Source organism: Roseateles koreensis (genome assembly GCF_028595305.1).
GTDB classification, from domain to species: Bacteria; Pseudomonadota; Gammaproteobacteria; order Burkholderiales; family Burkholderiaceae_C; genus Paucibacter_A; species Paucibacter_A koreensis.
Map to the genome: position 1 here is coordinate 13,229 of NZ_JAQQXS010000002.1, position 19,900 is coordinate 33,128.

The following is a 19,900-nucleotide window of genomic DNA, read 5'->3' on the forward strand; positions in this document are numbered from 1 at the left end:
CAGGCCCCAAGCCCGGCACAGGCTTGGGGCCGTGCTAACGGTCGACTCAAGCGTCAGGGATGACGACTCAATCAGCGCACAGGCTTCACCCCAACGCCTCCAAAAACCGCGCCGCCAGCACCGGATAAGTGTGATGCGCCAGCACGAAGGCACGGCCACGCTCGCCCATGGCGGCGCGCTCTTCGGCGGGTAGCGCGGCCAGTTGAAGCACACCGGCGGCCACTGCGGCGGCGTCTTCGGGCGGTACGGTCAGGCCTGCAGCAGCTTCAGCCACCGGATCATTGCCGGCCTCGACCGAATGCAACACCGGTCGGCGCGCCATCATGTAGTCCATCAGCTTGTTGGGCGCGATGCCAAAACGGTAGATAGGGGTGCGCTGCCAGCCGATGTAGGCGATGTCGAAGTGCTGCAACAGCGCTGGAATTTGCAGCTTGGGGATGGGCTCAAACATCGCCACGTTGCGCAGCCCCTCGGCCTCAACGCGGGACTGCAGGCGCGCACGCTCGTGGCCACCGCCGACCAGCACGACGGCGATCTCAGGCCCTGAGGCAGCTTGTTGTTCTTGTAGCAACTTGGCGGCGTCCAGCAACACGTCCAGCGCATTGGGCAGGCCGTGCGAGCCGGCATAGCCCAGCACCAGGCGGCCGGCGGCTTTTTGTGCGGCGAGGTGTGCGGCCAACGCGCCCTCCATCAGCGGCGGCGTCGTCTCGTCAACAACCCATTCATCCAGCGTGATGCCATTGGGCACGACGGTGAGCTTGCGCAGGTCCAACCCGTGCGAGGCCATGTGCGCCTGCACCTTGGGCAGCATGCTGATCACCACGTCAGCGTCGCGGTAGGCGTCGTTCTCGGCCTTCTGGCACAGCATCGCAAACGGATGGCGCGGCGACATGCCGGACAGCTCGATGGGCGACAGCGGCCACAGGTCATGCACCTCGTAGACCAACTTGGCCTGGACGCGCCGTGCGATGTGCCGCGCCACCCACACGTCCATGGGATAAGTGCTGGATGCAATCACCACATCGGGCTGAAAAGACTCGCACAGCACATCGGTGTCGCCCCACACCTGGCGGCAGAAGCTGAAGATATTGCGCACCCGCCCCAGGCCGTTGCCGCTGTAAGCGGGGGTGTCGTAGAAGTTGTAGGCAATGCCGTCGCTGAGATAGGGGCCGGCGGAGGGTTGCTGGCTCCGTACATGCGATTGGTTAGCGGCGAGGATCAGCACCTTGTGGCCCAGCCGCACCCACTCCCGCGCCAGGTAGTAGGGACGGTACTCCATGCCCAGCTTGGGCGTGCCGGCATAGTGGTTGATCAACAAAATATTCATAGAACCGACAACATACCTCAGACGGAACGCCAGCTGCACTCAGGCCGCATCCAGCGCTTTCAAACGGGCCAAAAAACCTTGTACGGCGGGGCCAAACAAGCCGTGCCGCGCCACCCAGTCGCGATTTACCGCCCCCGCCGCATCGGCCTCTTCAGCCAGCTCAAGCAAGCGCTCGGGCAGGCCCGCAGGCAAAGCTTGCAACTCGGCTTCGCTCAGAATCAAGCCGCGCTGGCTGGCAGCCGGCTCGGCCAACAATTCATGGTTGGCGGGCAGGTCGGACAAGATCGGCACGCAAGCATGCGACATGGCCTCCAGCACCGAGACCGAGACCGAGTCGCTGCGCGGCAGGCTGAAAAACCAACGCGAGCGTGCATAGTGCGCGGCCTGCGTCTTGGCGTCCAGGCGCCCCACAAAGCTGACCCGGCTGCCCAGGCCCAGCGCTTGCACCTGGGCTTGCAGCGCGGCCCGCTCGCTGCCGTCGTTCGCCATCACCAGGGTGGCTTCAGGCTGCTGTCCGGCCACCGCGGCAAAGGCTTGAATCACCGATGCAGGCCGATAAATTGGCTCCAGCCCCCGGTTGGAGAAAAACGCCCAAGGCTGCTTGCGCACGCCTTGCTTGGGCAGCGCGTCAAGCCCGAAGGGAAAAGTCATCACCTCCGTAGCCCCCAGTTCAAGCATGCGGGCCGTCATGTGGGCCGAGTCAGAGCTGCACAAGGTGCAGGCAGCCAGCACCTTGCGGGTCAGCCAACGGTAGGCCCAGCTGACATCGGGCGTGACCAAAATGTCACTGCCCCAGGCGGATCCGACGATCTTGGCCCGCAGGCGCCAACCCCGCTTGGCCAGCCAGGCCAGCGTGCCGTGCGAGGTCAGGTAATGGGCATGCAGCCAGTCGGCATCCACCTGCGCCAACCAACGGCCCAGCTTGGGGACTTGCATCAACACGGCCAGATTGCCGCCGCCATGGTCGGGCGAGGTATTCAGGGCCAGGCGCCGTGCGGCCGGCACCAGGGTCTCGAACTCAGGGCTGAAGCCGCGCGAGGACGCGGCCCACAGCTCCAAGCCCGGCGCCTGCGCCAGATTGCGGGCCCATTTGAGCAGGTGCGGGCTTTCACCATCACCGATCAGCACCAGCTTCATGGCAGCAACTCCCCGGCCCAAGCCTGGTAGTGAGGCGCCAAGTCGGGGTACTGGCGCAGCAGTTCGGCGTCGCGCTGCCGCACATCACCCACCTGCCGCGCCGGTTGGCCGGCCATGATGGCGAAATCGGGCGCCGTGCCACGCACCTGGCTGTAGGCGCAGACCAGCACGCCCTTGCCCAGCTGCGCCCCGGCCTCAATCAGGCTGTGAGGGCCGATGAAGCTGTAAGCCCCAATGCGAATCGGGGCCTTCACATAAGCCGCAATTTGACCGGCGGCCGAGCCGTCGGCGTAGGTGCGGCCTAACAAACGAATCGAGCGGTGCGAACTGTGTGTGACGATGCTGACGAAATTGGTGATCTGCACGCCCTCGGCAATCTCCAAGCCCGCCGTGGCGTCGATGAAATTGAACTGGCCGATGAACACATGATCGCCCAGTACAAGCCCGGCTTCACCCTCGATACAGGTGCTGGGCGCCACCCGCGTGTGCGCCAGCAGTTGCCCGGCGGTGCTGCGCTCGCCAAACACCATGCGGTAGAACACCGTCCGCCACACAGCGCGGCGCCAGCGGTTAAATGTGGCCCGCATTGCCATTCCTAGGGTGCCCTTCATCAATACCGTCCTCCATGACTGGATAGGGAAAGTTCCGCCAGTTCGCCAGCGCCCAGAAGAAGTAGCCGAAATACAGCGACATCGCCGCCGAAACCCCCCACCCCGCGCCCAGCAAACCGCCCCAGGCCAAGCCCGCACCCAGGCCCACCAGAAACAGTACCTGCCCCACGATGGCAAGACGCAAACCCCAAGCCTGCGCCCGCCACGCCATCATCGCCACCGATAAAGGCGAAGCGATGAAATGCAATGCAATATACGGCGCCAACGCGCGCGCCAGCTGCCCGGCCTCCTGCCACCCCTCGCCAAACACTTGCGTGAACAACCAGGGCCCGACGAGCATCAAACCGAGCATCAACGGCAAGGCGATCAGCATCAACAAGGCCATGGTCCGGCGCACCACGGCCAGGGCCTCCGCCCCGCTGCCAGCCCCTACCAACCGGGGGTACAAGGCCTGGGACAAGGCCCCTCCCACCAGGCTGGCGGGCGCCTTCAAATAGCGCAGGGACAAGGCCCAGTAACCGGCCGAGGCGTCACCGCTCCAGGCCGTCAGCAGCAGCATGGCCAGGCTGTCTTGCAAGGCCGTGGCAAAGGCGTGTGGCGTGTTGAAGAGCGGAAAATCGCGGTGCCTGCGCGCCATCGCCCTGAGCGCCCCGGCGGGAATTTTCACCAATCCCCACCAGCCCCCCTCGGGCGCCGGGCGGGCCAGCAGCAGCGCCGTCAGCAAGCCCGCCAAGGTCGGCCCGAGCAGCAGGCCCCAAACGCCACAGCCCAGCAGACCCAAGCCCAGCTGAATCAGGGCGCCGCCGCCATAGAGCAGCACCCGCGCTGAGGCCAGCAAGCGATAGCGCTGCGCCCGCGTGGCCCACAAGGTAAGCCACTGGCTGGCACCGCCGGCCAGCACGGCCAGGGGCAGCAACACGGCGGGCGGCTGGCCGTGCCACAGCGCCACGCCAGCGCCCAGCACCGCACTCAGGCTGCACAGCAACAGCAAAATGCGTGCGCACAGGGCCATGAGCAAAGCAGCTTCACGCGGGCCCGGCTCCATCGGCAACGCAAACTCGTAGCGCGCGCAGGCTACCACCGCCACATTGCTGGCCAAGGCCCAAAGGGTGGAGAACTGGCCAAATTCAGCCGGGCTGTAAAGCCGCGTCAGCCAGGGGCCCAGCAGCAAAGGCAGCACCTGCGCCAGGGCGCCGCCCAGCAGCAGCGTGAGCGTGGCGCGCAACAGGCCGGAGCGCACGGCCAGGCTCACTCAGCGGCCGGTGCGGTGTTCAGGGCAGCCAGTGCAGTACTCAGGGCCGTCAGCACCTCGTCTTGTTGATCGACGCTGAGGTCGGGGCTCATCGGCAGGCTCATCACCCGCATCGCCGCACGCTCGGCATGCGCAAAGGATTGGCCGCAGCCCCAGGCCGCATAGGCAGGCTGCTGATGCAAGGGTTTGGGGTAATGAATGGCGGTGGGAATGCCCGCCGCCGCCAGCGCCGCCTGAACGGCCGCGCGCTGGTCCAGCTGCAGGGTGAACTGCGCCCACACGCAATCGCGGTCAGGCCGTTGCGCAAGGCGTTGCACCGGCAAATCAGCCAGTAACGCCTGGTAGCGGGCACCGATCTCAATGCGGCGGGCGATTTCCCAATCAAAGCGCTCCAGCTTGGCCAGCACCACGGCGCATTGCAAGGTGTCCATGCGCCCACCCACGCCAACACGCGTGTGGGTGTAACGCTGGCTCTGCCCGTGCACCCGGATTTCACGCGCCGCTTGCGCCAGCACATCGTCATCGGTGAACAAGGCACCGCCGTCGCCATAGCAGCCCAAGGGCTTGCTGGGGAAGAAACTGGTGGCACCAAAGGTCGACAACCCGCAACTCTTGCGGCCTTTGTAGCTGGCGCCAAAACTCTGCGCCGCGTCCTCGATCACGGGGATGTTGCCGTGGCGCGCAGCAATGGCGTTGATCTCGTCCATGTCGCACACCTGCCCGTAGAGGCTGACCGGCATGATGGCGCGGGTGCGGGGAGTGATGGCCGCCTCAACCAGGTGCGGGTCGATATTGCAGGTATCGGGCAGGATGTCGACAAACACCGGCACGCCACCCAGCAGCACGATCACCTCAGCGGTAGCCGCAAAGGTAAAGGGCGTGGTGATAACCTCGTCGCCCGGCTTCAGGCCCAGCGCCATCAGCGCAATCAACAAAGCCTCGGTGCCGCTGGAGACGGTGATGCAATGCCGCACGCCCACATGGGCAGCGAGCTTGTCTTCCAACTCGCGCACCTCGGGGCCCATGATGTACTGGCCGTGGTCCAGCACGCGCTGGATGCGGGCGTCGACGCTGGACTTTAAGGCCGCGTACTGCGCCTTCAGATCGATGAAGGGCATGGCGCTCAAGACGGCTCTCCTTGGGGCTGTTCGGGTTCGATCAAGGTCAACACGCTGCCGCTCAGGCGGTAGCGGTCACCGGTGTGCGGGCACAACGCTTCACCAGCCCCGCGCAGGGGCAGGGGCAAGCGTTCGCCGAAGCGGCTCATCCAGCCGACCTGGCGGGCCGGCACGCCCACCACCAGGGCGAAATCGGGCACATCCTTCTGCACCACCGCGCCAGCACCGACAAAGGCATAACGCCCCACTTCATGGCCACAAACGATTGTGCAGTTGGCGCCCAGCGTGGCACCCTGGCGCACCCGCGTGTGGCGGTACTCGGCCTTGCGGGCCACCGCGGCGCGTGGGTTGTAGACGTTGGTGAAGACCATGCTGGGGCCGCAGAACACATCGTCCTCCAGCGTGACGGCGTCATACACCGACACATTGTTTTGAATGCGCACGTTGTGGCCGATGCGCGCATCGTTGCCTACATAAACGCCCTGCCCCAGGGCGCAGCCCGCGCCAATGCGCGCGCCAGCGCTCACATGCGCAAAGTGCCAGACCTTGGTCCCATCGCCCAGTTGCGCGCCTTCGTCAACAATGGCGGATTCATGTTTCCAAAAAGCCATGGGCAGCCCTCAAAACACCAGCGGCAAGCCCACACGCTGGCCGTCGCGGGCGCTGCGGTAGGCGGCGATCAGGATTTCCAGCGAGCGCAGGCCTTCATAGCCATCGACCGCCGCGTCGGCCTCGCCACGCAAGGTCTTGATCACGTTGTCGTAATACAGCGGGTGGCCGAAGCCGTAGACACTGGGCGTGTCATAACTGGCCGCCTTGATGGCCGCGTCTTCGGGCCGTTCTTCAGCGAACTGCCAATGCTCGATCTTGTTGACCGCCGTACCGCCGATCTTGACCGTGCCCTTTTCACCCAGGATGGTGATGGAGCCTTCCAGGTTCTGCGGGTAGGTCAGCATGGTGACGTTGATGGAGGCCAGGCCACCGTGGCGCAGGCGGGCGCTGAGCACACCGGTATCTTCGGCCTCGATGTCGCGGTCCAGCGTGGCGGTGTAGGCGTGCACGCTGTCCACCGGGCCCACCAGCCAGTCGAGCAGGTCAACGTAGTGGCTGGCCTGGTTCATGAAGGCGCCGCCGTCCAGATCCCAACGGCCGCGCCAGGGGGCGGCATCGTAATAACTTTGTGGGCGGGTCCAGAACACATTCACAGTGCTCAGAAAGATGCGCCCAAAGCGCCCTTGTTGAATGGCCGCACGCACCGCCTGAACCGTGGCGTTGAGCCGGTTCTGCTTGACCACAAACAGCTTGACACCCGCGTCGCGGCAGGCTCGCACCATGGCAATGCCTTCATCGAGCTTGGTGGCCATAGGCTTTTCGCTCAGCACGTGGCGGCCCGCTGCGGCCACCTTGATAGCCTGCTGCGGGTGCAAGCCGCTGGGCGTGGCCAGCACCACCACGTCGGCGCGCGTTTGGGGGTCGGTGCTGGCCAGCAGCGCTTCCAAACTGGCAAAACCAGCGGCGCCGGTGCTCGCCACCGCTGCCGCCAGGGCTTCAGGCCGGGTGTCGCAAACCGCCACCAGTTCAGCACGCCCGCCATGGGCGGCGATGGCTTCGAGGTGGTTCTTGGAGATACGGCCGCAGCCCACCAGGGCAAAGCGGATCGGGCGGTCAAGAATGGGAGTATTTAAGCTCATTGCAATGGATGCGAGTCTGGCGACTCAGGCCCGGGCCGGCAGCATGGAAAGAGGGATGATTCTAAGAGAGCGCGCCACACCCCGAGACGATCCCGCCGGCTGCGCCTAAAATCACGCCAAATTCTCAAAGCTCAAGATGACCCAGCACACGCCCGCCACACCGCATCAGACGCCCGTCGCCGTTGACGAGAACCAACTCATCACCGAGCGCCGCGAAAAGCTCGCCGCCCTGCGCGCCAAGACCGCCGTCCCCTTTCCCAACGACTTCAAGCCCAAGCACCGCGCCCTGCTGCTGACGCGCAGCTACGGCGATCTGGACAATGACACGCTGGAGCCCCAAGCCGTGGCCGTCAGCGTGGCGGGCCGCCTGATGCTCAAGCGCGTGATGGGCAAGGCCAGCTTCGGCACCTTGCAAGACGCCACCGGCCGCATCCAGCTGTTCGTCACCAAAGATGGCGTGGGTGAAGAGAGTTATGACGCCTTCAAGCACTTCGACCTGGGCGACATCATCGGCGCCGAAGGTACGCTGTTCAAGACCAAGACCGGCGAGTTGTCGGTGCGCGTCAGCAATCTACGCCTGCTGACCAAGAGCCTGCGCCCCCTGCCCGACAAGTTCCACGGCATGGCCGACCAGGAGCAAAAGTACCGCCAGCGTTATGTCGACCTGATCACCGACGAGCATGCCCGCGCCCGCTTTGTCGCTCGCTCCAAGGCGGTGTCGTCGATCCGCAGCTTCATGGTCGAGCATGAATTCCTGGAAGTCGAAACGCCCATGCTGCACCCCATTCCCGGCGGTGCCAATGCCAAGCCCTTCATCACCCACCACAACGCGCTGGACCAGGAGATGTACCTGCGCATCGCGCCTGAGCTGTACCTCAAGCGCCTGGTGGTGGGCGGTTTTGAGCGCGTGTTCGAAATCAACCGCAACTTCCGCAACGAAGGCATCTCGGTTCGGCATAACCCCGAATTCACGATGATGGAGTTCTACGCGGCCTACTGGACGCACCACGACCTGATGGACTTCACCGAAGAGGTGTTGCGCCACGCCGCCCGCGCCGCCACCGGCAGCGCCGCCATCAGCTATGCGGGCAAGCCCGTGGCGTTGGACAAGCCCTTCACCCGCCTGTCGGTGCGCGAATCGCTGATCGTCCACGCGGGCTTGAGCGGCGAGCAGGCCGACGACGCCGAGTTGCTGCGCAACAAGCTCAAAGACCTCGGCGAAGAGCCGCCCAAGCACTGGACCCTGCCCGAGTTGCAGTTCGGCATGTTTGAAGCCGTGGTGGAAGAAAAGCTCTGGCAGCCCACCTTCATCATCGACTACCCCGTTGAGGTGTCGCCGCTGGCTCGCGCCTCGGACAGCAACCCCAAGATTACCGAGCGCTTCGAGCTCTTCATCACCGGCCGCGAGTACGCCAACGGCTTCTCGGAGTTGAACGACGCCGAAGACCAAGCGGCACGCTTCCAGGCCCAAGTGGCCAACAAGGACGCGGGCGACGAAGAGGCAATGTTCTACGACGCCGACTTCATCCGTGCCCTTGAATACGGCATGCCTCCCACGGGCGGCTGCGGCATCGGCATTGACCGGCTGATGATGTTGATCACCGACAGTCCGTCGATCCGCGACATTATTTTGTTCCCGGCGCTGCGTCGGGAGGCTTGACGGGCGTTTGCGCGGCCAAGGGCGGCGGCATGAGCGATTCCGCTCATGCTCGGGCCAGAGCCCCAAGCCTTCACCGGACACAAACAGTCCTCAGGACTGTTTGTGTCCGGGCTCAGTATGCCGAGTCGGGCAAGCCCGCCTCTCCCTCTTTACTTCGCGTCATCGCTCGCCTATCACCCTCGGCGGGTCAGTGCATGCCCGAGTCGCTCGGCAGCGGCAGACCCAACACGGTGTTTACCGTTTCCCGTGCCTGAACACCGGCGCCCGCTTGTTCAAGAAAGCGTCCATGCCTTCGCGCTGATCGTCAGTGCCGAACATGGCGTGGAACACGCGGCGTTCGGAGGTCACGCTCTCTTTCAGGCCACTCTCGAAGCTGCGGTTCACCAACTCCTTGATGAGTTGCAGAGCCGGGGCGCTGAAGCCATTGATGGTTTCGGCAGCGGCCAGGGCTTCTTCCAGCAGTTTATCGGCCGGTACCACGCGTGAGACCAGGCCACTGCGCTCGGCTTCCGTCGCGTCCATCATGCGCGAAGTCAGCAGCAAGTCCATGGCTTTGGCCTTGCCCACGGCACGCGGCAAGCGCTGGGTACCGCCGGCACCGGGCACCACGCCCAGCTTGATTTCGGGTTGGCCAAACTTGGCGGTGTCAGCGGCGATGATGAAGTCGCACATCATCGCCAGCTCGCAGCCCCCACCCAAGGCAAAGCCCGCAACAGCGGCGATCACGGGCTTCTTGACCCGCAGAATGGTTTCCCAATTGCGGGTGATCATGTCGGTGCGCACGGCGCTCTGAAAGTCGTGCTGCATCAGCGTGGGAATATCGGCCCCGGCGGCAAAGGCTCGCTCCGAGCCGGTCAACACGATGCAGCCAATGCTGTCGTCGGCATCAAATGCCAGCAGCGCTTCGCCCAATTCATCAAACAGGGGGTCGCTCAGCGCGTTCAGTTGCTTGGGGCGGTTCAGCGTGATGAGGGCGGTTTTGCGCAGACCGGTGCCGTGGATGGCGGTGAGGATGCATGCATAACTGCTCATGGGGTCGTACTCCTGAAATGAAGGGATGGGGCCAATCTCCTGCTCAGGGCGCGGCTTGCAACGCGGGGGCCTTGAGCATGAGGTCGATGAAAGTCTGGGCATCCTGCCGAATACGGATGCGTACCGGCAAGTATTGCAGGGATGGGGCCAGCCAAACCTCGGCCGTCAGATCGCTGCCACTGGCTACGTTGCTGGGCTTGAGATACCAGGTGGCCAAGGGCCCCATGGGGGTCTGCAACTCCTGCTGCCCCAAAACCTCGTAACGCCAACGGTATTGGCGCCTGGGCAGAGCCAGGGGGAGCTCGACCACCAGGCCCTGGCGCATCTGCTCACGCCCGGTGAGAAACAGCCAGGTCAGCTGAACAAACTGGCTGGAGGCGTCTTGCACGCCGGGTGGCGCGGGCTCACGGCTGCCGTCGGCCAGCACCACCTCGGGGCCCTGAAAACTCACCGTGACGCGACGCCGCTCGCCGATCAACACCTTGGTGTCCTCGTCATAGCGGCGCGGCGAAATACCGCGATCACCCAGCACGCCGTCACTGCTCATGCGGCGCGAGAGCAAAGGCGCGAAGTCCGGGCCCACCAACACGTCAAGATGCACTTGGTAATGGCTGCCCTGGCGAACCCACTCCACCTGCGCGCTGCCATGCACCGCACCGCGGTAATTTCCCGTTAGCACGTAGCTCAGGCGGGTTGAGGGCGGCCATTCGGGGCCCGGCTCTTGCTGATCGGGGTTGGGCGCCGACGCCGCAACCACGGGAAAGGCTGGCAGGGCGGGCAAGGCATCAAGCGACAGCGCGGCGGACGGCACGGCGGCATCCGCGACCGCTTGCGAAGCCGCTGCTGCAGCGGAAGCCGCAGCAGCAGCGGCAACTTCGGGGGGCGCATTGCCCTCGTCGACCGAGGTTTGTTTCAGCGCCTCGACCTGCCATGCCGAAGCCGGCTCCCGGCGGACACGGGGCGATGGCGGTACAGGCAGCATCGGCTGGGCGGCGGGCGGCGGGCGGCTCGGCTTCAATTCACGCACATAACTGACGCTCAACCTCGGCGGCATGCTGTCGCCTTGCCAGGTGTCGTGCAAGGTTTGCACTTTGTGAGCAAGGCAGCCATGCACCAGCAGCACCGGCACGATCAGGGCCAGCAGCCCGCGCTTGCGGGAGGCCCCGAGAGTCAACCGACCAACCATGCCCGGCGCAACGCTGCCACCCGGGCGGGCGCCTTGTCTGCCGAGCTCAGGCGCACCGGCGTACCTGCCGCGGGGCTCTGCAGCGAGGTTTCAGGCAAGTCAACGGCCAGTTCCAGCACGCGTTGGTCGCGCGACAGCAGCAATTGCAGGCGCACCTGCTTCGCGGGCAAACTCAGCAAGGCATCATCCAGGCGGCGCAGCCGCCAGCCGTTGCAGGCCAACAATTCGTCACCCGCGCTCAAGCCCGCCCGCTGCGCGGCGGAGCCTGCCAGCACCTGCTTGATCTGCACACCTGTCAGCGCCGATTCGCTCACACGCAGGCCCAGGCGTTGGGCCAGATTGGGCGTGTCGTTGGACCACTGCACGCCCAGGCGTGCCAGCAATGCCGGCAGGGGAAAATCTTCGGTACCGTGCACCCATTGGGCCGCTTGCACCGCCAACTCAGGGCCGCCCGGACCCGATTGGGCCAGTTGCGCCAGGATGTCGGCCTCGGTGATGGGGCCGCCCTGGCTGTGTTGCCACAGGCCGCGCATCACGGTGTCCAGCGTGGCCGCTTTAGCGGCACGGCTAGGTTTTGCAGTTTTTTCGGGCTGGCTGCGCAGGCTCATGTCCAGCGTCAAGGCCAGCAAGGCGCCCTTGCCGTAATAGCTGATGGTGGCGTTGGGCGTGTTCTCGTCGGGGCGGTAGTACTTGGTCCAGGCTTCAAAGCTGGCCTGCGCCAGACTGTGCACCTGCCGGCCCGGTGTGCCCAGCACGCCCGTCACGGTGGCGGCCAGCAGCTTGAGGTAACGGGCCTCGTCGATCAGGCCGCTGCGCACCAGCATCAGCTCGTCGTAGTAGGAAGTAAAGCCCTCAAAGAACCAGAGCAGCTCGGTGTAGTTCTCACGGTCGTAGTCCAGCACCGCGAACTCGGCCGGCTTCATGCGCTTGACGTTCCAGGTATGGAAATACTCGTGGCTGATCAGGCCGAGCAGCTGCACATAACCGTCGCTGGTTTCGGCAAAGCCTTGGCGCGGCAGATTGCGCCGAGGCGCGATCAAGGCCGTGCTGGCACGATGTTCCAGGCCGCCATAGCCTTCATCCACAGCGTTGAGCAAGAAGACATAACGCTTGAATGGAACGGCTTCGCGGCGCTTGGCGACAGGGCCGTGCCAAAAGGCGATTTGCGTTTCGCAGATGCGCTGTGCGTCCCGCAGCAGCCGCTCGCCATCAAGGTTGGCCCAAGCCCCACTAACCACGAATTCATGGCGCGCACCCCCCGCCTCAAACTGCCCACGCCAGAAGGCGCCAAGCTCAAAGGGGTGGTCAAGCAATTCTTCGTAGCTGCTTGCGCTATATGGGCCGTATTGGCTGTATTGACCGGTAGCCGGGCCGTCCATCGCCGTCGCCACCTGCCAGCCCACTGGCAAACGGCCAAAACTGACAATGTGCTCGCCCGGCTCCCGCCCATGCACCCGCAGGCACAAGCTGGTGCCGTTGAAAAAGCCCCGTTGCGAATCCAAAAATGCAGTGCGCACCGAACTGTCAAACGCGTACACCCGGTAGCGCAGCACCAGGGCCGCACGGCCGCTACAGCGCACCTGCCAGCGGCTCTTGTCGAGTTGTTCGACCTGCAGGTCCTGGCGCCCCTGGCGGGCTGTCAGCAAGCTCAGATGGCGGGCAAATTCACGCAGCAGATAGCTGCCGGGTATCCAGGCTGGCAGGCTAAGCTCTTGTACGGCAGCCGGCGCAGGAATGGTCAGTGTGACGTGGTAGTAATGGGTGTGAGGCTCGGGCAGCTCGATCCGATAGCTGATGGCAGCCATGTGCTCAGCTGCCCGCCGCTGCCAGGAAGCAGCTCAGGGCCGCGACGGCGCTGAGGCGAAAGCGCAAGGTCAGCCAGGCTGAGGCCCCCAGCGTCGGGTACAGACGCCGGTCCACCAGATAGCAGACGACCAACATGGCGCCGTGCAGCGCCAGCCCCGCATAAGCCGGCATCATCACCGCCAACCAGGCCACCGCCGAGGGCACCACACCCCAGACAAAAGGCCGGGGCGACTCAATGTGCTGCACGAAGGCGAAGCCCCAGTAAATGCCGCCCAGAAAGGAGATGACCAAGGCCGCGTAAGCCGATAGACCCAGGGCCACGAAGGCATGGGCCTCCAGATTGCGGTCGCCAATCAACCACACCAGCAAGGCACCCAGGACAAAGGGCAACAAACCCAGATGCCCCAGACGCTGTGCGATCGGATGCAAGGGCAAGGGCGGGAGCGCCTGGGGGGATGCAGCGGTGGGCATGTTCAAGGGGTCGAAGGTCAGTCAAAGATCAAAGTTCAAAAAAGCAAAGGTCAGCGTAGCACCAGTGTTAGCGCCGCCGGCGATCCATCAGGATTTGCCGGGGCCCTGCAACCGCTTTTCCAGTTGCTCGGTCGTCAAGGCACCCGGCGCGCGGCCGCCATCTTCAAAGAAAATGGCCGGGGTGCCATTGACATGGTAGCGGCGCGACATCGCCAGATTGCGCTCAATCGCCGCGTCATCGCAGGCGCCCATGGGGCGAACAGGCGCCTTGCCTTCCAGCATCCAAGCCTGCCAAGTCGCCGTGGTGTCTTTTGCGCACCAGATCGCACGGGATTTTTCAGGCGAATCGCCACCCAGGATCGGGATCAGGAAGGTGTACACCGTCACGTCCTTGATCTCTTGCAGGCTGCGCTCAAATCGCTTGCAGTAACCGCAGTTGGGGTCGGCAAATACGGCGAGGCGGCGTTTGCCGTTGCCGTTTTTCCAGACGATGGCGTCCTTCAGCGGCAGCGTGGCGAAGTCGATCGCGTTGATCTTGTTGAGCCGCTCTTCCGTGAGGTTCTTGCGGGTCTTGATGTCGATCAGATCGCCCTCGATCCAGTAACTGCCCGTGGCATCGGTATAGCGGATTTCATTGCCGATGCGCACCTCCCACAAACCCGCCATGGGGCTGGGGCGAACTTCTTCAATCTTGGGCAGCCCGGTCAAGCGTTCAGACAGGGCCTTGCGGATCACCGCCTCATTGGCGCCAGCCACCAGCGGCAGGCAAGCAAGGGCCATCAGGCTCAGTTTTCGAATCGACGCAAACATGGTGGGGAGCTTTTTCATTCAATCTCAGATCAAAGACCCAAAGCGTGGCGGGTCAGCCAACGTTTCAGAGGCGGCAAGGCGTTCAGCGCGTTCATGCCGGTATTGCGCAAGGTGCGCAGGGGGGCGGCTTCACTGGCAAAAACTTTCAGCAGTCCATCGGTCAACTCACCCATGGCCCAGGTGTCGGCTTGTCGGGCGCGAACGTAGCGGCGCAACAGCTTTTCATCTCCCGGGCTGCGCCAGGCCTCACGCGCGCGAATCACGGCGGCCAAGGCGGCCACGTCGGCCAAGCCCAGATTCAGGCCCTGCCCTGCCAGCGGATGCACCAGATGTGCTGCATCGCCCAACAAGGCCCACCCGGGGCCGATCAGCGGTTCAGCACGGGCCAAAGCCAAAGGCCAGGAGGAGCGCTCGCCCACCAAGCGCAGCGCCCCGGCGTCACCCTGGCTGGCTTCGTTCAAGGCGGCTTCAAATTCAGACGCCGGCGCGGCCAGCAATTCCGCCGCCCGCGCTTCCGGCAAAGACCAGACCAAGCCATACGAGGCGCCCGCCTCAGGCTTGGCGATAGGCAGTAACGCCAGAATGTCTGGCGAGCGAAACCACTGACGGGCCACGCCCTGGTGCGGCTCGCTGGCCACCAGGCGGGCCGCAATGGCGCGGTGGCCGTAACTGTGCGGGGTGAATGTGACGCCCAAGGACTGCCGAAATGCGGAATCACGGCCTTCACAAACCGCAGTCAACGCGGCGGGCACCGGTGCGCTCACTTGTTGAACATGCGGGGCGTAGCGCAAAGCCGCAGCGAGTTGTTGCTCCAACACACCGGCATCCACGATGAAGGCCAACTCGTCCACGCCCTGCGCCCAACTGGAAAACTCCAGCAAGGCACCGGCGCTGTCGCCCTTGATCTTCATGTCATAGACCGGAGTGAAGGCATCGGCCGGCATGGCATCCCAGACCTTCAACTCGCGCAGCAACTGCACGGAGGCGGCATTCAGCGCATAACTGCGCACGTCATCGCGTTGCGCCGGGCTTGGCTCGGCAGCCCCCAACAGCGCCACGCGCAGTCCCTGGGCGCCCAGCGCCAGTGCCAGGCTGCGCCCCACACAGCCGCTGCCCCGAACCAAGACGTCAAAATTTTGCATCCAGGCATTGTAGGCAGCCTTGGTTGAAGGCTTGTGACCATCCGGCGGGCAGTGCGGTGTGCAGACGACTAAAATCCCCGCTTTGCGTTCAGCAGCACCCAACAGAAAGTAGTCTTCCATGAGTCTCAAATGCGGCATCGTTGGCTTGCCCAATGTCGGCAAGTCCACCCTTTTCAACGCGCTGACCAAGGCTGGCATCGCCGCTGAGAACTACCCGTTCTGCACCATCGAGCCCAATGTGGGAGTGGTGGAGTTGCCCGACCCGCGTCTGGCGGCGTTGGCAGAGATCGTCAAGCCCGAGCGCGTGCTGCCCGCCGTGGTGGAGTTTGTGGACATCGCCGGCTTGGTGGCGGGCGCCTCCAAGGGTGAAGGCCTGGGCAACAAGTTTCTCTCACACATCCGCGAGACCGACGCCATCGTCAACGTGGTGCGCTGCTTTGAAGACGGCAATGTGGTGCACGTCAATGGCCGTGTGGACCCCATCTCCGACATCGAAGTGATCCAGACCGAGCTGTGCCTCGCCGATATGGGCACCGTGGAAAAAAGCCTGCACCGCTACAACAAGGTGGCGCGCGCCGGTGACAAAGACGCCATCGCCCTGGTCAAAGTGTTGGAAAAGTGCGAGGCCGCGCTGAACGAAGCCAAGCCCGTGCGCACCATCGACTTCAGCAAAGAAGAGCTGGTCTTGCTCAAGCCCCTGTGCCTGATCACCGCCAAGCCAGCGATGTTTGTGGCCAATGTGTCGGAAGATGGCTTCGAAAACAACCCCTTCCTGGACCGCCTGAAAGACTACGCCGCCGCCCAGAACGGTCCCGTGGTCGCCATCTGCGCCAAGACCGAGGCCGAGTTGTCTGAGATGGAGGATGACGACCGCGCCATGTTCCTCGCCGAGATGGGCCAGGAGGAGCCGGGCCTGAACCGCCTGATCCGCGCCGCCTTCAGCCTGCTGGGCCTGCAAACCTACTTCACCGCCGGCGTGAAAGAAGTGCGCGCCTGGACCATCCACAAGGGCGACACCGGCCCACAAGCCGCCGGCGTGATCCACACCGACTTTGAGCGCGGCTACATCCGCGCCCAGACCATCGCCTATGAAGACTTCATCACCTACAAGGGCGAGCAAGGCGCCAAGGATGCCGGCAAGATGCGCGCCGAAGGCAAGGAATACGTGGTCAAGGACGGCGACGTGCTGAACTTCTTGTTCAACGTCTGATGCTGCCCGCGCGCTGAAACGGGCGCCACCGGATGCGCCGGCACCGTTTCAGAAAGCGCTAACGCCAACGGCCCTCTGACATGAGGGCCGTTTTTTTTGCGCCTTCGTTTAGCCTCACTGCGCCCGCCGTCAAACCCCCACCGGCAGCACCGGCCACCGTGCGGCGATTTTGTCGCCGCGAAAAGCGACTAAGTCACCAAACTGCAATAGCACCGCTTCACTTTGCACAGGGCGAAGGAAGATGAAATCGTCCACCGCCAAAGGCACGGCATTCGAGGCCATGTAGCCCTGCTGGTTCGAACTCACATAGGCCCAATGCGGCGTCAAGCCGGGGGGGGACTCGGGCTCGGCCAGCCAATTGCCGCTGTAGGCAAAGAGCATTTGCGCCTGATTGGGGTCCCACGCGCGAATCAGCGGGCCCACACTGTCCAGCGCGGGCAAGCGCCCGCCTTGCAAACGCTTGAGCACCGGGCTGGCGATGAAGGCGCTGGGCTCGAAGTCGTGAAGGATGGGCAGGTCGTAATGCTTGGGCGCCATCAGGCAGGAGCCGGCTGAAATGTCATTGAGCGTGCGGCTGTCTCCTTCGTAGTGCCGAAAGGTCGGGCTGCCTGCGCCGTTGAAGCACACGCGCTCATTCAGCAGCGGCGCAAAGGCCTGCTGCACAAAGTCGCGGCAAGCGGCATAACGGTCTTTGATTTTGGGCAACTCCCGCTCGGCCAAAAAGCCTGGCAAGCCCATCAAATGCGCGTCATAACCCATGAAGCCAGCGAACTCCAGATGCTGGGGATTGTTCTGCACCAGGGTCAGGGCAGCCTTCAATGCTTCGGGCGCGCCGTAGCCACCACGGCGCAGCCCGACGTCCAGCTCAAAATTGACCCTGAGCCGCGTGTTCAAGGACTGGGCCAATGCCAAGTACTGCGCCAGACGCTCGTCAGTATCAATCAACCACTGCAGTTGCCGGGAGGGGTCGAACGGCCCCTTGTGCTCGGCATAAAAGCGCTTCGCGGCGCTGACGGGCATGGGCTTGCCCATGAGAATGTCGGCATCGGGCCGCAAAGTCGCCATGGCTTGCAAAAAGGGCCGGTGGAAGCACATCAGCGCCTGCGTGTCGGCGCGCTGCGCGATGTAGTCCACCAAGGCCGGTGCGGGCACGGATTTAACGACGATGCGATAAGTCTTGGCCGGCGCCACCGCGGCCGATTGGCACACCCGGTCGATGTTGCGGTCCAACCGATCAAGGTCGATCAACAACACCGGGCGGTCGATCTCCTGCCCGCGCAGCATCTGGTTCAAGCCCGCGAAATAAGGGCTGTAGGCCCCGCCCTTGTCGCCGGGCTTGGCGACCAAGCCACCAGCCGCCAGCAAGACGCCCCCACCCACCATGACATTACGTCGACTGACCATGTTCAAGCTCCGAAAATTGTGCGCAGGTGCGCGTTCATCATGCGACCCTGGGGGTCCAAAGCGCGGCGAACTTCATGAAAGTCGCGCCAATGCCTGGGATAGAGCGCGGCGAGGCGCGGGGCGTCCAGGGTGTGGATCTTTCCCCAATGGGGGCGCCCGGCGTACTTCCAAAAAATCGGCTCGATCTCGGCGAAGTAAGGCCGGTAGTCGATGTCGCCAAACTGGTGGACCGAGATGGCGCACCCGCCCTTCTCACCCAGCCCCTCGAACATCGACAACCAGATGTCGTCGCCCTTGCAGTAGCGGAATTCCAGCGGGAAGCACACCGGCAGGTTTCGCTCGCGCACGGTGCGCAAAATCTCACGCAAGCAAGCCGGCCCGGCGTCGGCCGGCACGGTGTATTCCATCTCCCGAAAACGCACCACCCGCACATGCGGAAAAATCTCGTACGACGCGCCCACCCGCACGCTGCTGGCCGCGCCACCCACCGCCGCTTGCAGCAGTTTTTCATAGGCCAACTCGCCCAGGCCCGGCAGCCAACCCACGGCCTCGTAGACGCTGCGCAGGGTGTTGACGGCCTGCGGGTCGTCTTCACCCACATTGAGGTCAGCGGGGCCGGCCAGATCGGTCGCGATGGTCACCGCCAGCGGCGAGTGCAACAGAGGCATCATTTCAAAATGGCGATGCCGAGCCAGGCGCTGTTCGATGTCTTCGAGCACCTCTTCGGTTTTTTCCACGCGGTTGGTTTCCACCAACTTGAAGGCGGCCTGGTTCTGCATGCGCAGGCGGGTGATCAGGCCCAGTGCGCCCACCGAGGTGCGCGCAGCTTGAAAGACCTCTGGGTTTTGGGTGGCGCTGCACGCCAACAATTCACCACTCGGTGTGGCCAGGGTCAGACCCACGCAATAAGACGGGATATTGCCGAACTCGCGCCCGGTGGCGTGGGCGGCATTGGCCACCGCGCCACCGAGCGAGAGGTAGTTCAAATCCGGCTGGTTCGGCAAGGCCTGCCCCAGGCCTTCCAACATCGGTCCCAGAGCGCTGAGCCGTGTGCCCGCCCAGATGTCGGCTTGGTGCAGGCTGGCGTCGTGCTGGACCACGCCTTCCAACAGGTCCATGGAAATCAAGGTGTCATTGGTGGGCACCACTGCACTGAAGGAATGCCCGGCGCCCACCGCGCGCACCACGCCGGTTGAGCGCTTCAGTGCATCGACCACCTCGGCCTCGCTGCTCGGCGCCAGGCGCTGGCGCGGCGTGCACGTTTGGTTGCCTGCCCAATTGATCCACGGCATGGGCCCGCCCGCGGCATAGGCCACCGGACTTTGCGGCACCGTGGCTGCCGCCTTGTGCGGCGAGCACCCGGGCAGCAAGCTCACGGCAGCGCCCGCCGCGCCGGCTTGCAAAAGCTGGCGGCGCCTGCGGTTCGGCGGCGTTGATTTGTTGCTCATTGCGCCCCCTTCTTGCTGCCGGCTTGGGCTGGTGCTTCAGTTTCGGCGTTCGACGCTGTAGCCGCCATCAGCCGGATCAACGCCCGAAAATCAGCTTCGTCGCAAGCGCTGCAATAGCCCAGCGGCGGCATGCCGCGCAGGCCTTCAACCGTATGTTTGAGCATCACATCCTCGCCCTGCGCAGCACGCGCTTTCCAATCGTCCGCATGCCCCGCCAAAGGCGCCCCCACCCCCACCCGCAAATGGCACTGCACGCAATTGGTGTTGAACAAGCGCAGCTGGCGCGCGCTCGGTGCAAGGGACGCCTTGGGCAGGTATCCCTCTGGGGCTGCGCCAGCCAAGCTTGCGGACATGGCTGCAGCAACTGCAACAACGGCAGCAGCAAGCTCCCCAAACCCTGCGAGGCGCTGAAATTTCATGGCGAATGTCCAAAAGTCATGAGGAAGTTGAGCAGGTGCACGAACAGCCATCTGGCGATTTCGCAAATATAGTCATTGTTATGTTTATCGAGACCACTGTCGCTGCGGTTTTCCCTGATAGGTTTCGCTAGACTCATGCCCGCCACTCTCACAACACCGTGTCGAACGGATTGCCC

Annotated in this window: 18 protein-coding genes; 2 read left to right on the plus strand and 16 right to left on the minus strand. The window is 64.1% G+C overall.

Features of this window, described 5'->3' with window-relative positions; genetic code table 11:
- Window positions 1-85: 85 nt before the first annotated feature.
- Genes PRZ01_RS01900 through PRZ01_RS01930 form a run of 7 tightly spaced genes read right to left on the minus strand, consistent with a single transcriptional unit; the run spans window position 86 to window position 7,136 of the window.
- Complete coding sequence (locus tag PRZ01_RS01900) at window positions 86-1,327, minus strand: glycosyltransferase family 4 protein (protein ID WP_273595067.1); 1,242 nt, start codon at window positions 1,325-1,327, stop codon at window positions 86-88.
- A gap of 39 nt (window positions 1,328-1,366) precedes the next feature.
- Entirely contained in the window at window positions 1,367-2,464 is a 1,098-nt protein-coding gene (locus PRZ01_RS01905) for a glycosyltransferase (protein WP_273595068.1), read from the minus strand.
- Complete coding sequence (locus tag PRZ01_RS01910) at window positions 2,461-3,051, minus strand: acyltransferase (protein WP_273595069.1); 591 nt, start codon at window positions 3,049-3,051, stop codon at window positions 2,461-2,463. The genes PRZ01_RS01905 and PRZ01_RS01910 overlap by 4 nt, the downstream gene beginning before the upstream one ends.
- Window positions 3,035-4,327, minus strand: a complete 1,293-nt coding sequence (locus tag PRZ01_RS01915) for a lipopolysaccharide biosynthesis protein (protein ID WP_273595071.1) — start codon at window positions 4,325-4,327, stop codon at window positions 3,035-3,037. The genes PRZ01_RS01910 and PRZ01_RS01915 overlap by 17 nt, the downstream gene beginning before the upstream one ends.
- On the minus strand, window positions 4,324-5,445 hold the full coding sequence (locus tag PRZ01_RS01920; RefSeq protein WP_273595363.1) for a DegT/DnrJ/EryC1/StrS family aminotransferase: 1,122 nt from the start codon (window positions 5,443-5,445) through the stop codon (window positions 4,324-4,326). The genes PRZ01_RS01915 and PRZ01_RS01920 overlap by 4 nt, the downstream gene beginning before the upstream one ends.
- 5 nt (window positions 5,446-5,450) lie before the next feature.
- A complete protein-coding gene (locus PRZ01_RS01925) occupies window positions 5,451-6,056 on the minus strand; it encodes an acyltransferase (protein ID WP_273595072.1) in 606 nt (201 codons plus the stop codon).
- Window positions 6,057-6,065: 9 nt separating this feature from the next.
- The gene (locus PRZ01_RS01930; protein ID WP_273595073.1) at window positions 6,066-7,136 is read right to left on the minus strand and encodes a Gfo/Idh/MocA family protein; all 1,071 of its coding nucleotides are present in this window, start codon (window positions 7,134-7,136) and stop codon (window positions 6,066-6,068) included.
- Window positions 7,137-7,272: 136 nt separating this feature from the next.
- On the opposite strand from PRZ01_RS01930, the gene lysS reads away from it, so the two are divergent.
- Window positions 7,273-8,796, plus strand: a complete 1,524-nt coding sequence (gene lysS, locus PRZ01_RS01935; RefSeq protein WP_273595074.1) for a lysine--tRNA ligase — start codon at window positions 7,273-7,275, stop codon at window positions 8,794-8,796.
- A gap of 234 nt (window positions 8,797-9,030) precedes the next feature.
- Here the strand turns inward: lysS and PRZ01_RS01940 are convergent, their stop codons facing one another.
- From PRZ01_RS01940 to PRZ01_RS01965, 6 genes are all read right to left on the minus strand, one after another.
- On the minus strand, window positions 9,031-9,828 hold the full coding sequence (locus tag PRZ01_RS01940) for an enoyl-CoA hydratase (protein ID WP_273595075.1): 798 nt from the start codon (window positions 9,826-9,828) through the stop codon (window positions 9,031-9,033).
- A 43-nt stretch (window positions 9,829-9,871) separates the two neighbouring features.
- Entirely contained in the window at window positions 9,872-11,002 is a 1,131-nt protein-coding gene (locus tag PRZ01_RS01945; protein WP_273595076.1) for a DUF3108 domain-containing protein, read from the minus strand.
- A complete protein-coding gene (locus PRZ01_RS01950; protein WP_273595077.1) occupies window positions 10,999-12,819 on the minus strand; it encodes a M61 family metallopeptidase in 1,821 nt (606 codons plus the stop codon). Before PRZ01_RS01950 ends, PRZ01_RS01945 begins: the two co-directional genes overlap by 4 nt.
- 4 nt (window positions 12,820-12,823) lie before the next feature.
- Window positions 12,824-13,291, minus strand: coding sequence for a DUF3429 domain-containing protein (locus PRZ01_RS01955; RefSeq protein ID WP_273595364.1), 468 nt, complete (start codon window positions 13,289-13,291; stop codon window positions 12,824-12,826).
- Between the two features lie 87 nt (window positions 13,292-13,378).
- On the minus strand, window positions 13,379-14,119 hold the full coding sequence (locus PRZ01_RS01960; protein WP_273595078.1) for a DsbC family protein: 741 nt from the start codon (window positions 14,117-14,119) through the stop codon (window positions 13,379-13,381).
- Window positions 14,120-14,130: 11 nt separating this feature from the next.
- The gene (locus tag PRZ01_RS01965; RefSeq protein WP_273595079.1) at window positions 14,131-15,243 is read right to left on the minus strand and encodes an FAD-dependent monooxygenase; all 1,113 of its coding nucleotides are present in this window, start codon (window positions 15,241-15,243) and stop codon (window positions 14,131-14,133) included.
- A 118-nt stretch (window positions 15,244-15,361) separates the two neighbouring features.
- On the opposite strand from PRZ01_RS01965, the gene ychF reads away from it, so the two are divergent.
- The gene (ychF, locus tag PRZ01_RS01970) at window positions 15,362-16,453 is read left to right on the plus strand and encodes a redox-regulated ATPase YchF (protein ID WP_273595080.1); all 1,092 of its coding nucleotides are present in this window, start codon (window positions 15,362-15,364) and stop codon (window positions 16,451-16,453) included.
- A 129-nt stretch (window positions 16,454-16,582) separates the two neighbouring features.
- On the opposite strand, the gene PRZ01_RS01975 is transcribed toward ychF, so the two are convergent.
- Genes PRZ01_RS01975 through PRZ01_RS01985 form a run of 3 tightly spaced genes read right to left on the minus strand, consistent with a single transcriptional unit; the run spans window position 16,583 to window position 19,724 of the window.
- Window positions 16,583-17,857 (minus strand): alanine racemase, encoded by a 1,275-nt coding sequence (locus tag PRZ01_RS01975; protein WP_273595081.1) that lies wholly within the window; start codon window positions 17,855-17,857, stop codon window positions 16,583-16,585.
- A 2-nt stretch (window positions 17,858-17,859) separates the two neighbouring features.
- Window positions 17,860-19,305 carry a D-arabinono-1,4-lactone oxidase gene (locus PRZ01_RS01980; protein WP_273595082.1) on the minus strand — a complete coding sequence of 482 codons (1,446 nt, stop codon included), beginning with the start codon at window positions 19,303-19,305 and terminating at the stop codon, window positions 17,860-17,862.
- Window positions 19,302-19,724 carry a c-type cytochrome gene (locus tag PRZ01_RS01985; RefSeq protein WP_273595083.1) on the minus strand — a complete coding sequence of 141 codons (423 nt, stop codon included), beginning with the start codon at window positions 19,722-19,724 and terminating at the stop codon, window positions 19,302-19,304. Before PRZ01_RS01985 ends, PRZ01_RS01980 begins: the two co-directional genes overlap by 4 nt.
- Window positions 19,725-19,900 lie beyond the last annotated feature (176 nt).